The sequence below is a fragment of the Sinorhizobium sojae CCBAU 05684 genome (assembly GCF_002288525.1).
GTDB classification, from domain to species: domain Bacteria; phylum Pseudomonadota; class Alphaproteobacteria; order Rhizobiales; family Rhizobiaceae; genus Sinorhizobium; species Sinorhizobium sojae.
In genome coordinates this window covers 84,098-99,718 of sequence record NZ_CP023068.1, presented here as the reverse complement: position 1 = coordinate 99,718, position 15,621 = coordinate 84,098, and the positions used below count along the sequence as shown (strand labels likewise).

Annotated in this window: 13 protein-coding genes; 10 read left to right on the top strand and 3 right to left on the bottom strand. The window is 64.6% G+C overall.

What is annotated here, in order from left to right; genetic code table 11:
* Nucleotides 1-38 precede the first annotated feature (38 nt).
* On the bottom strand, nucleotides 39-1,313 hold the full coding sequence (locus SJ05684_RS18205; RefSeq protein WP_034856052.1) for an ABC transporter substrate-binding protein: 1,275 nt from the start codon (nucleotides 1,311-1,313) through the stop codon (nucleotides 39-41).
* Nucleotides 1,314-1,558: 245 nt separating this feature from the next.
* Between SJ05684_RS18205 and SJ05684_RS18200 the strand changes: the two genes are divergently transcribed.
* The 4 genes from SJ05684_RS18200 (at nucleotide 1,559) to SJ05684_RS18185 (ending at nucleotide 5,749) form a co-directional block, all read left to right on the top strand.
* On the top strand, nucleotides 1,559-2,347 hold the full coding sequence (locus SJ05684_RS18200) for a pseudouridine synthase (RefSeq protein ID WP_034856104.1): 789 nt from the start codon (nucleotides 1,559-1,561) through the stop codon (nucleotides 2,345-2,347).
* Between the two features lie 243 nt (nucleotides 2,348-2,590).
* Nucleotides 2,591-3,568 carry a tripartite tricarboxylate transporter substrate binding protein BugD gene (locus SJ05684_RS18195; RefSeq protein WP_034856053.1) on the top strand — a complete coding sequence of 326 codons (978 nt, stop codon included), beginning with the start codon at nucleotides 2,591-2,593 and terminating at the stop codon, nucleotides 3,566-3,568.
* 201 nt (nucleotides 3,569-3,769) lie between these two features.
* A complete protein-coding gene (locus tag SJ05684_RS18190) occupies nucleotides 3,770-4,231 on the top strand; it encodes a tripartite tricarboxylate transporter TctB family protein (RefSeq protein WP_034856055.1) in 462 nt (153 codons plus the stop codon).
* A 12-nt stretch (nucleotides 4,232-4,243) separates the two neighbouring features.
* Entirely contained in the window at nucleotides 4,244-5,749 is a 1,506-nt protein-coding gene (locus SJ05684_RS18185) for a tripartite tricarboxylate transporter permease (RefSeq protein ID WP_034856056.1), read from the top strand.
* Nucleotides 5,750-5,767: 18 nt separating this feature from the next.
* Here the strand turns inward: SJ05684_RS18185 and SJ05684_RS18180 are convergent, their stop codons facing one another.
* The gene (locus SJ05684_RS18180; protein WP_244938037.1) at nucleotides 5,768-7,114 is read right to left on the bottom strand and encodes an aminotransferase-like domain-containing protein; all 1,347 of its coding nucleotides are present in this window, start codon (nucleotides 7,112-7,114) and stop codon (nucleotides 5,768-5,770) included.
* Here SJ05684_RS18180 and SJ05684_RS30470 point away from each other — a divergent pair.
* The 3 genes from SJ05684_RS30470 to SJ05684_RS18170 all read left to right on the top strand — a co-directional run bounded on the left by SJ05684_RS30470 (nucleotide 7,050) and on the right by SJ05684_RS18170 (nucleotide 8,893).
* Nucleotides 7,050-7,199: a hypothetical protein gene (locus tag SJ05684_RS30470; protein WP_244938038.1), complete on the top strand. Its 150-nt coding sequence runs from the start codon at nucleotides 7,050-7,052 to the stop codon at nucleotides 7,197-7,199. The two genes, SJ05684_RS18180 and SJ05684_RS30470, sit on opposite strands and share 65 nt — an antisense overlap.
* 70 nt (nucleotides 7,200-7,269) lie before the next feature.
* Entirely contained in the window at nucleotides 7,270-8,133 is an 864-nt protein-coding gene (locus tag SJ05684_RS18175; protein ID WP_034856060.1) for a DMT family transporter, read from the top strand.
* A gap of 259 nt (nucleotides 8,134-8,392) precedes the next feature.
* The gene (locus SJ05684_RS18170) at nucleotides 8,393-8,893 is read left to right on the top strand and encodes a hypothetical protein (protein WP_034856063.1); all 501 of its coding nucleotides are present in this window, start codon (nucleotides 8,393-8,395) and stop codon (nucleotides 8,891-8,893) included.
* Between the two features lie 295 nt (nucleotides 8,894-9,188).
* Here the strand turns inward: SJ05684_RS18170 and SJ05684_RS18160 are convergent, their stop codons facing one another.
* A complete protein-coding gene (locus tag SJ05684_RS18160) occupies nucleotides 9,189-10,460 on the bottom strand; it encodes an ABC transporter substrate-binding protein (RefSeq protein ID WP_034856105.1) in 1,272 nt (423 codons plus the stop codon).
* 190 nt (nucleotides 10,461-10,650) lie between these two features.
* On the opposite strand from SJ05684_RS18160, the gene SJ05684_RS18155 reads away from it, so the two are divergent.
* From SJ05684_RS18155 to pglB, 3 genes are read left to right on the top strand one after another with little or no spacing between them, the layout of a single operon-like run.
* Nucleotides 10,651-13,191, top strand: coding sequence for a hypothetical protein (locus SJ05684_RS18155; protein ID WP_085939102.1), 2,541 nt, complete (start codon nucleotides 10,651-10,653; stop codon nucleotides 13,189-13,191).
* Complete coding sequence (gene bglB / locus SJ05684_RS18150; protein ID WP_034856065.1) at nucleotides 13,188-14,279, top strand: beta-galactosidase BglB; 1,092 nt, start codon at nucleotides 13,188-13,190, stop codon at nucleotides 14,277-14,279. Before SJ05684_RS18155 ends, bglB begins: the two co-directional genes overlap by 4 nt.
* Nucleotides 14,279-15,610 carry a polygalacturonase PglB gene (gene pglB, locus SJ05684_RS18145; RefSeq protein WP_034856068.1) on the top strand — a complete coding sequence of 444 codons (1,332 nt, stop codon included), beginning with the start codon at nucleotides 14,279-14,281 and terminating at the stop codon, nucleotides 15,608-15,610. The genes bglB and pglB overlap by 1 nt, the downstream gene beginning before the upstream one ends.
* Nucleotides 15,611-15,621 lie beyond the last annotated feature (11 nt).

Sequence of the window (15,621 nt, the reverse complement as noted above, 5' to 3'; positions counted from 1 at the left end):
CGCCACGGCCGGGAAGCGGTCGCAACCGACCGGCTCGATTACTGGATCTGCCCGGCGATCTCGGCGTCGATCGCCTGCAGCACTTCATCCACAGGAGTGCCCTGCGACAGCGCCGGCAATTGCGCGGTCACCGCGAGATCGGCCTCGTTGGTGAAGATGCCGTAATTCACCGAAGGCACCTTCGCCAGCCAGTCGGAGAAGTTCTGCCAGACCTTCTCCCCGCCGAAGAAGGCATCGGCCTCCTCGTAGGCAGCGCCGCCGCGGGCGGCGAGCAGCGTGCCGACGGCGCCGCGATCCTGCAGAATCGTCTGGTAGAAATCGATGTCCTTGCCATAGATTTCATTGAGGAAGTCGATGGCCTCAGCCTTCTCCTCGGAGCTTTCAAGCACATACCAGCTCGATCCGCCGAGGTTCGAAGCATGAGTGGCACCTTCGACGGAAAGAGCCGGGATCGGCGCAACGCCCCATTTGCCGGCCTGGTCCGGCTGGGCCTTGACGGTGCCGGTGATCCACACGCCGGTGACGACCGTCGCGACATCGCCGGAGGTGAAGGTGCCGACCCAGTCGGACCAGCCATTGGCCGGTTTGTAGATATTGGCGGACATGATCTTGCCGACCGTCTCCAGCGCCGCCTTCAGCGCGGCGTTGCCGGTGATGTTCGGCTTGCCCTCCTTGTCGAAATACCATTGCCCGGCCGACTGCGTCATAATGCGGACAAGCCCGGCATCGTTGGGGTCGAGGCCCATCATCTTCTTGCCGGTCTTGGCCTCGACCTCCTGGCCGATCTCGATGAAGCGGTCCCAGGTGATGTTCTGCATGTCCTCCGGCTTGAAGCCGGCCTGCTCGAGATAATCCTTGCGGTAGTAAAGCCCGGTGACACCGGAATCGAAGGGCATGCCGTAGACCTGCCCGTCGAGGGTCATCACCTCGACCTTGTAGGGTGCGAAACCGGAATAGTCGACGGTGCCGGAGAGCGGCGCGAAGGCACCCGGGAAGGATTGGAGATATTTCTGCGCGCCGTAGTCCTCGATGAGCACGATATCGGGGAGCGCGTCGGCCGTACCGGAAGCGAGACCCGTCTGCAGCTTCTGCTCGACGTCGGCCTTGGCGAAGTCAACGACATTGAAGGTGACGTCCGGGTGCGCCTTGGTATAGCGCGCACCGGCCTCCTTCATGATGGCGACGTTGAAGTTCGGATCCCAGCACCAGATGGTGATTTCCTTCGCTTGCGCCGCGCTCACGGCCAAGAGACTCGCGCCCGCCACGGCGAGGCCGGCGATACGCGGCAGATGGGTACGCACCAGTTTGTCCATTAACTCCTCCCAAGATTCGGTCCCCGAGACGGTCCTCACGTCCCGGAGGCGGAGTATTTCTCAAAATTTCGGCGGAGGCAATATTTTCAGTAAATTTTTACTATGGGTTTTGCCGCCTCGCCCCAATGCCGGATTTCCGGCGCCTGTGGAGGCGTTCGCCGGATCGATAGCACGCATTCCTCTCTGGCCCCCGGTCGCGGATTGTGCCAGATGGACGAGGACGATTGGATGCGGAGAACGAACGGGTGAAAGGGCGCCGCCCACCTGCGATGAAGCAAGGCAGAGACGCGCAAGACGGCGATCGGGCCGGCAAGCGCGTGACGCTCGCGCGCGCGCTCTCGAAGCTCGGCTATTGCTCACGCACCCAGGCCGCGAGGCTGATTGAAGAGGGTCGCGTCAGCGTCGCCGGGCAGAGTACCACGGAACTGTCCCGCTGGGTCGACATCGAGAAAGACAGGATCGCCGTCGACGGGGTGGCGATCGCGCCGGAAGCCAAGGTCTATCTGATGCTGAACAAGCCGCGCGGCCTCGTGACGACCCGCGACGACCCGGAGGGGCGTCCGACTGTGTTCGACGGTCTCGACCGGCGCGAGGCCCGCTTCCTCTCCCCGGTCGGCCGGCTCGACAAGGCGAGCGAGGGGCTTCTGCTTTTCACCAACGACACAGTGCTTGCCCAGCGCCTGCTCGATCCCGAAAGCCATCTCGACAAGGTCTACCACGTCCAGGTGCGCGGCCAGTTCGACCCGGCCATGGCGCAGGCGATGACAGAGGGGGTGAGCGAGGGCGGCGAATTGCTGAAAGCCACACAGGTCCGTCGATTGAGGAGCGGCGAGCGCAACAGCTGGATCGAGGTGGAGCTCAAGGAAGGGCGCAATCGCCAGATCCGTCGCATGCTCGAGTCCCTCGGCTTCGAATGCCTTCGCCTCTTGAGGGTCTCGATCGGCGAGATCGCCCTTGGCGACCTGCCCAAGGGGGCAAGTCGCCCGCTGACGGATGCGGAAATAGAGTATCTCAAACGGCGCACCGGGCTCTGAGGCTGGAAATTCACCCTGCTACGCTCGACGGCGCGGAATTGCGCGAGATGAGCGTAAAGTGCGGTTTTCTATGGTAATATCGTTCGCCAGCGCATCGGCCCGAAAATCGGAACCGATGCCTCGATGCAAATATTTACAGCGACCGTTGCGCGCCTGAAAAGACGCGCGGCGCTGTCATGGGTGCATCCAGACCGGCGCGGGAGGAGCCACGCCGGCTGGCGGACACGATCACGGGAGGAAAACATGAAAATCCAGAACGCGCTTCTGGGCGCCGTTGCTGCCATTTCGCTCTTTGCCGCATCTGCCGGCGCCCAAACCTATCCGGAGCGCACGATCACCATGGTGGTGCCCTTCTCGGCCGGCGGCCCGACCGATACGGTCGCGCGCCTCGTTGCCGAATCCATGTCGAAGGATCTCGGCCAGCAGATCATCGTCGAGAATGTCGGCGGCGCCGGCGGGACGCTTGGCGCGGGCCGGGTCGCCGAGGCCGAGCCTGACGGCTACACCCTGCTTCTCTATCACATCGGCATGGCGACCAGTGCCACGCTCTACCGCAACCTTGCCTATGACACGCTGAACGCCTTCGAATATGTCGGCCTCGTCACCGACGTGCCGATGACGATCGTCGCCCGCAAGGATTTCGAGCCCACGGATCTCCAGGGGCTGATCGACTACGTCAAGGCCAACAAGGATACGGTCACCGTCGCCAATGCCGGCATCGGGGCGGCCTCGCATCTCTGCGGCATGTTGCTGATGGACGCTATCGAAACGCAGCTCACGACCGTGCCCTACAAGGGCACCGGCCCGGCCATGACCGACCTGCTCGGAGGCCAGGTCGACATCATGTGCGACCAGACGACGAACACGACGAAGCAGATCCAGGGCGGCACGATCAAGGCCTATGCGGTAACCTCGCCGGAGCGCCTTGCGATCTTCCCCGACCTGCCGACGGCGAGCGAAGCCGGCCTGCCGGGCTTCGAAATCGGTATATGGCACGGCATCTATGCACCGAAGGGCACGCCGGCGGAGATCACCGCCCGCCTGTCCGAATCGCTGCAGAAGGCGCTCAAGGACGAAAACGTCATTGCCCGCTTCGCCGAGCTCGGCACGGAGCCGTCGAGCGAGGCCGAGGCGACCCCGGAGGCGCTGAAAGGCAAGCTCGAAAGCGAAATCGCCCGCTGGAAACCGGTGATCGAGGCCGCCGGCCAATACGCGGACTGACGCCACACCGACTTGCCGCCGCCGCTCACCCCTTCAAAGCGGCGGCGCCCGCTGGACCGCAAGGGCGGCAAGACAGTCCGACCGCGCGATGTTGACAGCCGTCAACGGCCCGCCCGCACAATGGGGCCGGATCGGCAAATGCGAGGACAGGCCAAAATCGGCACGCAAGCGCCGGCGGCCGAGAACGAACTGGGGACCCATATGAAAGCCATCTCCTTCGATACGACCAACGCGCTGTGCGGCGGCATCCTCACGGCAGCGGGTGTCTTTTTCGCCTGGCAGTCGCTCGGTCTCGAACTCGGCACCGCCTTTCGCATGGGGCCCGGCTATTTTCCGCTCGTGCTCTCATCCGTGCTGATCCTGCTCGGCACCGCCATCCTGGTTCAAGCGGCCCGCGTCCATGGCGAGCCTATAGGCCCGCTCGCAATCCGCGGCATGCTCTTCATCCTGCCCGCGCCGATCTTCTTCGGACTGACGGTCAGGGGTCTCGGCTTCGTTCCGGCCATCTTCTTCACGGCGCTGATCGCCTCCTTTGCCTCAAGCCGGATGAACGTGTTCTGGGCGGCGCTGCTGGCGCTGGTGCTGACCCTCTTCTGCGTCCTCGTCTTCAGCTACGGACTGCAACTTCCCTTCCAACGCTTCGGCCCCTGGGTCCGGTTCTAGGAGGCCCAAGCAATGGATCTCTTCAGCAATCTCGCCCTCGGCTTTGCCACCGCCGCTTCGCCGGCGAACCTCATGTTCTGCCTGATTGGCGTGCTGCTCGGCACGCTCATCGGCGTGCTTCCCGGCATCGGCGCCACCGCCACCATCGCCATGCTGCTGCCGATCACTTTTCAGCTGGAGCCCGTCTCCTCGCTGATCATGCTGGCCGGCATCTATTACGGGGCCCAATATGGCGGCTCGACCACGGCGATCCTGATCAACATGCCGGGCGAATCCTCCTCGGCCGTCACCGCCATCGACGGCTATCAGATGGCCCGCAATGGCCGCGCCGGCGCCGCGCTGGCCATTGCCGCGCTCGGCTCCTTCTTCGCAGGCACCGTCGCAACCTTCCTCGTCGCCATCTTCGCGCCGCCGCTGACCGCGATTGCGCTGGAGTTCGGCGCAGCCGAATATTTCTCGCTGATGATCGTCGGCCTCGTCTCCTCCGTCGCGCTTGCCCACGGCTCCATCGTCAAGGCGCTCGCCATGGTCGCGCTCGGGCTTTTGCTCGGCCTCGTCGGCACCGACATCTATACCGGCACGCCGCGCTTCACCCTCGGTATCCGCGAATATGCCGACGGCCTCAATTTCGTGGCGCTCGCCGTCGGCGTCTTCGGCATCGCCGAAATCCTGCGCAACCTCGAAAGCGAGAAAACCCGCGAAGTGCTGATGGCCAAGGTCACCGACCTGATGCTCTCGCGGGACGACTTCAAGCGCATGCTCGCGCCGATCGTGCGCGGCACGGTGATCGGCTCGGCGCTCGGCATCCTGCCCGGCGGCGGCGCGATTCTCGCCTCCTTTGCCTCCTATACGGTGGAGAAGCGCATCTCGGATCGTCCTCAGGATTTCGGCCACGGCGCCATTGCCGGCGTCGCTGGGCCGGAAAGCGCCAATAATGCGGGGGCGCAGACCTCGTTCATTCCGCTCTTGACCCTCGGCATCCCGGCCAACCCGGTGATGGCGCTGATGATCGGCGCGATGATCATCCAGGGCATCGTCCCCGGCCCGAATGTCGCCGTCGAACAGCCGCGGCTCTTCTGGGGCATCATCGCCTCAATGTGGATCGGCAACCTGATGCTCGTGATCCTCAACCTGCCACTCATCGGGCTCTGGGTGAAGCTGCTGAAAGTGCCCTATTTCGTGCTCTTCCCGATCATCATGGCCTTCTGTTCCATCGGGGTCTACAGCGTCAACTCCAACGTCTACGACCTCTACGCCGTCGCCTTCTTCGGATTGATCGGCTACGTGCTCTTGAAGCTGCGCTGCGAACCGGCACCGCTCCTGCTCGGCTTCGTGCTCGGGCCGCTTTTGGAAGAAAACCTGCGTCGCGCCATGATCCTCTCGCGCGGCGACCCGACTACCTTCCTCACCCGTCCGATCAGCGCCACGCTGCTTGCCATCGCCGCGATCGTTCTCGTGGTCGTCTTCCTGCCGGCCGTCAAGGCCAAACGCGAGCAGGTCTTCGTGGAGGAAGACTGAGTTCCGACGAGGGCCGCCTCAGTCCATAAGCGAGGCAAGTTCCCTGAACAGGCGCTCGTCCTGGCACTGGGCGACGTTGAAGCGCAGGAAGCCGCTGGCGGTCTGCGCCGGGCTGAAGGCATTGCCGGGGGCAAGTACGATGTTCCTCGCAAGCGCCTTTCTCGCAAGGCCGGCCGCGTCGATGCCGTCCGGCAGCCTGCACCACAGAAACATCCCCGCCTGCGGCTCCAGCCAGGGTGTTATGCCGATCCGCTCGAGTTTCACCGCGGTCTCCGCCATCGCGCGGGCGAGCCGCCCCCGTACGGCTTCCATATGCTTGCGGTAGCTGCCGTCCTTCAGGAGCGTCAGCATGAGCGCCGCAGAAAAGCCCGTGCCTCCGAAACTGGTGGCGATCTTGAGATCCGCCAGCGGTTCGATCCAGTTGCGTGGAGCTACGACGAATCCGCAGCGCATGGCGGCCGAGAGGGCCTTCGAAAAGCTGCCGATATGCACGACCCGCTCGATCCCGTCGAAGGCCGCCAGCCGCGGCGCCGGCGTCTCTTCGAAATCCGCGAAGATGTCGTCCTCGATGATGGTCAGGCCCGACTGGTCCGCAAGCTTCAGCAGGCGATGGGCAACGAGCGGCGCCAGCGTCGCGCCGGTCGGGTTATGAAGGGCTGAGTTGGTAATGTAGAGGCGCGGCCGGTGCACGGAAAGCGCCTCGGCGAAGGCGCCAATATCCGGTCCCGTCGGCGTATGGGGAACTGCGACGATTTCCGCCTGATGCGCCCTGAGGAGCGCGAGGAAATTGAAATAGCACGGGTCGTCGACGAGCACGACGTCGCCCGGCTTCAGGAGGAAGCGGCAGAGCAGATCAATCGCCTGCGTGCCGGATTCGGTCAAAAGGATCTGCTCGGGCGATGCCTCGATGCCACGCTGCGCCAGGCGGCGGGCGAGAAGCTGGCGCAGCGGCAGCAATCCGAGCGGCGGTCCGTAATCGACGAGGGTCGCGGCATTGCCGCGGGCAAGCGCCCGCAGGCCACGCCTCAAGCCCTCCTCCGGCATCCAGCCCGGCGGCAGCCAGCCGCAGCCGGGCTTCAGGACGGCATCCTCGGCCTCGAGCGCCTGCCGCGAAATCCAGAGGGGATCGACCTCGCGCTCCAGCTTCGGGCCGATCTCGGCAAGCGACAGGGGCGCGAGCGGTGCAGCGACGAAGAAACCGGAGCCCGGCCGCGAGCGGATCAGCCCCTCGGCCGCAAGCCTTTCATAGGCCTCCACCACCGTAGATTTCGACACCTTCATGCTCGTTGCGAATGACCGAATGGACGGCAACCTGGCACCAGGCGTCAGGGCTCGGCTGGAAATGCGATTCCTGACCGTCGTCATCACCCTGGCGATCAAGCTCTCGCCTGCTGCGTTCAGTGTCTCGACCACCATCCGTACCGCTTCCATGACCATGACAGTTTGGTGAGACTGTACCGTACTGTATCTGGAAGAGCTAGCGACTTCACCCGATACCCGAGAGGAAAATGGAGAGTTGCATGGACAAGACGACGACCGGCTTCATCAACGGATTTCTGGGCGTGCTGGTCTTCAGCGGCTCGTTGCCGGCGACCCGGCTGGCCGTAATGGAGTTCGATCCGCTGTTTTTGACGGTCGCCCGCGCAGTGATCGCCGGGGCGCTTGCCGGACTCCTCCTCCTTGCGTTCCGGCAACGGCGACCGGAGAGTGGCGATCTCCTGTCGCTCTTGCTGGTATCGCTGGGCGTCGTCGTCGGCTTTCCGCTTCTGACGGCGCTCGCACTCAAACAGGTCACCTCCGCCCACTCCATCGTATTCGTGGGGCTGCTGCCGGTGGCGACAGCCGTCTTTGGCGTCGTTCGCGGCGGCGAGCGGCCGCGTCCGGCCTTCTGGCTGTTCTCCGGCCTGGGCAGCGCCATCGTCGTCGGCTTCGCGGTGAGGCAGGGCTTTGCGGCATCACCGGTGGGCGACCTCCTGATGCTGGCGGCCATCCTCGTCTGCGGGTTCGGCTATGCCGAAGGGGCAAGCCTGTCGCGTAAACTCGGCGGCTGGCAGGTGATCTCCTGGGCACTCGTGCTCTCGCTTCCGCTCATGACCGTGCTTATGCTCCTGACCATGCCCGCGAGCCTCGCACAATTGAGCGCGGCCTCCTGGATGGGTCTCGGCTATGTCTCGATCTTCAGCATGCTGGTCGGTTTTTTCTTCTGGTATCGCGGCCTTGCGCTCGGCGGCATCGTCGCGGTCGGCCAACTGCAATTGCTACAGCCCTTCTTCGGTCTTGCTATCGCCGCGATTCTCCTCGGTGAAAGCGTGAGCTGGACCATGCTCGCCGCTACGCTCGCGATCGTCGCCTGCGTTGCCGGCGCGAAGAAATTTGCAGGATAGGCCGCGAACACGCAGCGCCTTCTGAACAAGCGATCGTCCTGCAGAGGGGATTGGATTCCGCTCGGTCCGCGGAACCTCGACGGGGATCGAGCGTTTGCCTGAAGCGGGCTGGCCCACCTCATCCGACGGTGTCACAGAGCGCTGTGGCGCTTCGGGCCGAAAGCCGGGCCGATTTTCGGAAGGCACGATGGGTCATTCGAAGAGTTAGCGTCCTTTGCGCGTCCTGAAGGACGCACGGCTGTAATGGAGGTGTGGGAGAATGATCCGGAGACTTCTGCTTGCAGCCATGATGAGCGTCGCGGCGGGCGCCGCGCAAGCCGACGAACAGGCCTTTCTCGCCTCGCTCGAGGGCGACTGGACAGGACGTGGTTCCGTGCGGCTTCGCGCCGACTCCGCCCCGATCAACGTTTCCTGCAGCTTCGACACCGAAAGTGCCGGTCCTGCCCTTTCCATGCGAGGCACGTGTCGCGGCCTGATCGTGGTCTCGCGCTCGATCAGCGCGGATCTGAGAGCCGATGGCAACCGCTATCGCGGCACCTATGTCGGGCCGAAAGGCGGCCGCTCGAAGCTGACAGGTACGCGCCGCGGGAACGCGATCAATCTTGCTGTCCGCTGGGCGCAGGCCGTCAATGGCGATCACCGCGCGAACATGGTCCTGCGAAAAGTGGGAGAGAACGGCATGCAGCTTACGACCATCGATGTCGACCCGGGCTCCGGGAAGCGCGTGGCGACCAGCGATATCAATCTTCAACGGCGATGAAGGGCCGCACGCCAGCCAGCCTCTCGCAGAAACAATCACGAGACGAACGGGTTGAGCGATCATAGCGAAGGAGGCTCGATAATGGCACCCGACCCGATCGGCCCACGGCCCGGCCCGGGACCTGGTCCTGGACCCGGACCCGGGATCATCCCTCCGAACCCGGTTCCCCCGCTCGGAATTCCCGACCCGCCGGTCAAGGATCCGCGGCCCGACGAGCTTCCCGAAGGAGAGCCTGTCGAGCCACCGGACCGGGAGGAAGAGCTTCCCCAGCCGCCGGACAGGTCCGGCGCCCCGCCTACTGCGTCGAGACGGCGTCGTTGATCTTGCGCACGTCGTCCTCCAGCACCTTGTAGGTTTCCTCGAGCGACAATTCGCCGACGATCAGCTGGCTCATGCGCTGAACGATCTGCTGGTAAAGGGCGGTGCCGCCTTTCTTGCGCTCGAATTCGCGCGCAGCCGCCGGCACGTTCTCCCTGTTGTCGAGGAAGACGGCCATGGATGCCTTAGCGTCTTCGCTGGAAAGCTTGTATTGCGTGTCCTTGATGTCCGCGCCCGTCAGGATGACGTAGTTCTCGGCGATCTCGCGCTGGATCTTCTCCGAGCCGAGGAACTCGATGAACTCGGCCACCACTTCGGGGTGCTTGGTGCGCTTGAAGCCGACGATCGCGGTGCCGCCCGGCATGGCGAAGCAGCCGGCATCGCCGCAGGGCGCATTGATCGCCGTCCAGTCGAAGGCGTCACCGATCTTGGTCTGGAACGGGTTCACCATCCAGTTGCCGGCGAGATAGGTCACCACATTGCCGTTGACGAACTCGTCACCCATGTTCTTGTACTGCGAGCCGCCGGCCGCGCCCCACATCTCCTTGGGGAAGCTGCCGTCTTCGGTCCAGGCGTGAAGATCGGCTATATATTTCTTCGCCGCCTCGTCGGGGAAGCTGAACTTGCCGTCCTTCACATAGGTTGCCCCGTAGGAGAAGGCCCCACCGGAGAAGCGATGGCCCGACCGGTCCATGGTGAAGGGGATCTCAACGCCGGTCGCCTTGGCGACCCGCGCCGAGGCTTCGACGATCTCCTTCAAGGTTGCCTTCGGTCCGGGCAGAGGCTCGCCGGCCTGCTCGAACAGGGTTTTGTTGACGAAGGGCAGGTTAAGCGTCTGCGAGGCCACGTAGCCGTTGATGGAATTCGGATCGTTGATGCCCGGCAAGCGCAACTGCTCGAGGCTTTCCCCATGCAGCTTGGCGAAGCCCTCCGGGTCCTTCATATGAGGACGCATGTCGAGATAATAGGGGGCGAGCTGCCAATCGGCGATCTTTGCGACATCGGGACCCTCACCGACGGCAAGCTGCACCGGCAATTGCTTGACCACGGCATCATAGCCGGACGAAACGAAATTGACCTTCACGTCCGGATGGGCGGCCTCGAACTCCTTGCTGAGTTCGGCCATGCGCTCGACATAGCCCTGGTCGTCATCGGTGAACACGAAAGTGATCGTCTTGGTCTCGGCCTGGGAGGCGCCGGCGGCGACGAGGAATACCAGGGCACTCACGCCGGTAAATAGTTTCGACATGCACATCTCCTCCATGAAAATGTTTTCATAAACCGAACCGGAACTCCTCTCCCGCAGCCGGTTTTCTCTCTTTTGCGACTTGACAGCCGAAACGTCAAGCCGTTTATTTTGCCTGACCTCTCGAGCAACGCTGCGGCACAGCCCGAAACGGTAATGAAAAACTTTTCATGAGATCGGTGGGAGGCGACCTGTGGGGAGCAATTCCGCGACAATTGCGGCCTCGTCGGACCCGACCTATCAGGTTTCAAAGGGAGAGACGATCACCGCCTGGATCGTGTCCGCGCTCATCAGCGCGGACTTTCCGGGCGTGGCCGCACTGGCCGAGGATCGCGTCGACTACCGCTTCATCAACGGTTTTGTCGACGTCGGGGACCTGCCTTGCCGCAAGGCCTTCTGGGCGGAGATGGTCGGCCGCGCGATCGAACCCGCACACGGCTGGCCGGAGGCCCGTCTGAACCTGCCGGGCACCAATCGCCGCGTGGAATTCACCGGTTTCTGGCACACCCCGACCCATATCCGCCGCTGGCTGAAGGGCACGTTTCGATGTCAGGCAGCGCGGAAGCTGAACCTCAGGCTCAGCACCTGCGGCGGCGTGCGCATCTGGGTGAACGGCACGGAGCAGGTTCGCTTCGAGCCGTTCCGACGCAATGTCGAAAGCGCATGCGATGTGACGCTCACGCTTGAGGCCGGCGACAATGAAATCCTGCTGCATACGGAGGATCTCGCCGAGCGGGACACGATCTGGTTCTTCGAACTCGAGCTCCTGGACGAGGCGCCGCTGACGACCGTCCTCCCGGTCGCCCTCGACCACGAGGAAGTCGGCCGCCTTGCTGCGCTTGTCCGCGACGTTCGGCCGGGCCGGGACGTGTTCGTCGACCAGGCGTTGGAAATCGTCTTCGACACTCCGCCCGGCCGTGACCTGCCTGTTCTTGTCGAGGTCGTCAGCCACGGCCACGACCGCGCCGTTCTGGCGCGGGCCGAGGCATTGCTCAAGTCTGCCGAAACCCGTCTCTCGATCGCGGAAACCCGAGGGCTTCCCGACGGCTATCACGCGGTGCGGCTAACGATCGGATCGGGTGCAGGTACCGTCACGCGTGTCATCGATGCGGCGTTCCTCAGTCAGGCCTCGCCCGGTGCGAGCGCTTCCTCGATCGAAGCGCGAAAGCAAGCCGCCCTCGCCTACAGCGCCCGCTTCGGCGCCGAACGCATCGGCCGGGTCCTCGCCATGCTCGCCACGGGTGACGACGACGAGGCGACGATCGACCGGATCGTCGCGGCAACGCTCCGCTCGATCGACCGGCGCGAGGACTGCTCCGACTTCGCCATGGTGCCGCTCCTCTGGCTCCTTGGTGGCTACGGCCATCGGCTTGCGCCCGATACCGCGGAGAACATCCGGCAGGCCGTGCTCGGCTATCGCTACTGGGTGGACGAGCCCGGCAACGACGTCATGTGGTTCTGGAGCGAAAACCACGTGCTCTGCTTCCATGTGAGCCAGCTGCTTGCCGGCGAATACCTGCCCGACGCCGTCTTCACGACCTCGGGCAGGACCGGGCGGCAACAGGCGCAGCTCGCCGGGGCGCGGCTCTCCCGCTGGTTCGACGCCGTTGAGGCGCATGGGCTCGCCGAGTGGAACTCGGCCGCGTATTACCCGATCGACTTCATCGGCCTCATGGCGCTCGAACATTGGGCGGAGCCCGAACTCGCGGCGCGCGCCCGGCACCAGCTCGACCTGATCTTCGAGATGATCGCGCTCCATACGCTGGCCGGGGTGCCGGCGGGGTCCCAGGGCCGCGCCTATGACAAGGAACTGCGCGCCGGGCCGCTCACGGAACTCGCCCCATTCGCCGAAGTCGCCTTTGGAGAGGGCTGGCTGAACGGCGGCGTGGCGTCGCTGCCGATGTTCTGCTGTTCGAATTACGCCCCGCCGGCGCATCTCGAGGGCTTCGCGCGGCTCGAACCCGGCCGTGCCATCGAAGCCCGCTACGCGCAGGGGCTCGATTCCGGCAAGCTCGTCCTCTTCAAAAACGAGGCGGCGCAGCTCTCGACGGTCGTCGACCACAAGACCGGCCGCAAGGGCCATCAGCAGCACGTGATCGACATCCGCCTCTCTGGCCATCCGATGGCTCGGCTCTGGGTGAACCATCCGGGGGAGGACGACCCCTGGGGCACGCAGCGTCCCTCCTACTGGGCGGGCAGCGGCATGCTTCCGCGCGTCGCCCAAGACCGGGATCTCGCGCTGATGATCTTCGACACGGATGATCATCGCAACGGCTGGAGCCATGCCTATCTCGGCCGCGGCGGTCTCGACGAGGTGCTGCTCGAGGGCAAATGGCTGCTCGTTCGCTCCGGCGCCGGCTTCGCCGCCCTTCACGCCACCAACGGCCTCGAAATGGTCTCGAAGGGAGCGACCGCCGGACGGGAGGTCCGCTCGGAAGGCCGACGGGCAGGCTGGGTCGCTGCCATCGGCTGCGGTGACGGCGCCGATTTCGCGCTTTTCCGCGAGCGGATTCTCGCAACCGCCGTCACCTTCGACCCCCATGGGCGCGTGCTCGCGGTGACGCCCCCCGATCGGCCGGAACTGCGCCTCGCCTATGAGGGCCCCTTCTCGATCGGTGGGCGGCCGATGGCATTCGACCACACGCAGCCGAAACCGGAAATCACGTTCGACAGTGCCGCTCCCGGCAGGGATCCGGCCCCTCTCTTTTATTCACGAGTGGAACCATGCAGATGAACCAGATCACCATCGAGCGAGCGTCGCTCAGGACCACGATCGACAAGGTGGCGGCCGCGTTCAGTCGCCTGAAGGGCATCAAGGAAGGCCTTGTCGGCGCGGATCAGCCGAGCGGCATCCAGTTCGAAGAGTGGGACTGGGAGGTCGGCGTCGGTCTTTACGGCTTCCTGCGCCGGGCGCTCGCCACCCAGGACCGCAAGGCGCTTGACGAACTTGTCGCCTGGTACGCCTGGCAGATCGAGCGCGGGCTGCCGGCGCGGCAGATCAACAGCACGGCGCCGATGCTGGCGCTCGCCATCCTGACCGAACATGTCGATCGACCGGATTTCCGCGCCCTCGTCGAGGATTGGGCCGACTGGCTCGTGCATCAGTTGCCCAAGACCGAGGATGGCGGCTTCCAGCATGTGGTGAAGGAGCGCCTGAACGACGGCGAGCTCTGGGACGACACGCTGTTCATGGCCGGCCTCTTCCTTGGCCGGGCCGGCGTGATCTCAAACCGCGAGGATTGGATCGACGAAGCGGTCTACCAGTTCCTGGTCCATGCCCGCTATCTCTCCGATCCCGTCACCGGCCTCTGGTATCACGGCTGGACCTTCAACGGCCGCCACAACTTCGCCAAGGCCTTCTGGGCCCGCGGCAATGCATGGATCACGGTTGCGATCCCCGAGCTTTTCGAGCTCGTGCCGTCGCTTTCCTCGAAGGACAAGCGCTTCCTCTCTAATGTGCTCAAGAGCCAGGTCGGCTCGCTGAAGCGCCACCAGCGCGACGATGGCATGTTCCACACCCTCGTCAACGATCCGACCTCGCCGCTCGAGACCTCCGCCACGGCGGGCATCGCCTATGGCATTCTGCGCGGCATCGAGGCCGGCATCCTGCCCGAGCGGGATCGGGTCCATGCCGATCTGGCGCTGATGGCAGTGTTGCGCCAGATCGATCAGGAGGGCGTCGTCCACGGCGTCTCCGACGGAACGCCGATGGGCCACGACCTCGATTTCTATCGCCGGATCCCCAACCTGCCGACGCCGTACGGGCAAGCGCTGACGATGCTCCTGCTGATCGACGTGCTTCTCAAGGGCGGCACGAACTGATGGCCAGTCCGCAACACATCCGCATCGAGGCGACGGGCCGCGAAGCCACCGCCGCGATTCAGGAGGCGATCGATCTGGCGTCGGCACATGGCGGCCGCGTCACGCTTCTTGCCGGCGAGCATGTGGCGGGCGGGCTGATCCTGAAAAGCGGGGTCGAACTGCATCTGGCGGAGGGCGCCCTGCTCCGGCCGATTCCGGATTACGAGGCCTACCGTGAAACAACGGTCTGCGTCGTCGCCGAGAAATCGAACCGCGGCATGATCATCGCCCGCAATGCGGAGAATGTCCGGATCACGGGGCCGGGCAGGATCGAGGCGGGCGGCGAGCATTTCATCATCGGCGACGATGCGACCGTCGGCACCTTCGTACCGGCGGAGTTCCGACCGCGCGTCGTCGTCCTCGAACGCTGCCGCAACGTTCTGCTCGACGGCTTTCACGTGGCCGGCTCGCCGATGTGGACCCTGCACCTCATCGACTGCGAGGATGTTAGCGTTCGCAACGTGTCGATCGCCAATGACCGACGCCTGCCGAACACAGACGGGGTGGTGCTCGATGCCTGCCGCCGGGTCGTGATCGAGGATTGCACGATTTCGACCGCCGACGACGGTATCTGCCTTAAGACGAGCGCCGAGTCGGACGGCAAGGCGATCGGCGCATGCGAGAATGTCATCGTCCGCCGCTCGACCATTTCGAGCCTCAGCTGCGCGCTCAAGCTCGGAACGGAGTCCTTCGGCGACTTCATCAATGTCGTCTTCGAGGACTGCAAGGTCGTGCAGTCCAATCGCGGGCTCGGCCTTTTCTCCCGCGACGGCGGTCGCATGCGCGACATCCGCTTTTCTCGGATCGAGGTCGATTGCCGCGAGACGCCGGACGGCTTCTGGGGCTCCGGCGAAGCGCTGACCGTGACGGTGGTCGACCGGCGGCCGGAACAGAGGGCCGGTGCGGTCGAGAATTTGCTCGCTGAGGAGATAGGCGGGCGCATGGAAGGCGCCATCAATCTCGTCTCGACCTCGCAAGCCGGCATTCACGACGTCGCGCTTTACGGCATCGCGCTTACACAGGAGCCCGGGCCACTCGGCACGGGCCGATGCTTCGATCTCAGGCCCACCTTCGCGGATATCGCCCCAAGCGCGGAAGCGGAGGGGCGGGCGAATGCCTGGACACGCGGCGCCGACGGCAGGATCGTCGGGCTTTGCGACTATCCCGGCGGCATGCCGGCAATTTACCTCAAGGGCGTGCGCGGATTTTCCGCCCGCGGAGTGACGGTCACTCGTCCGGCGCGACTGCCCGAAGACTGGAATGCGACGGATATTGTCGAAGAATTGACCTGACGGGAGCAGGG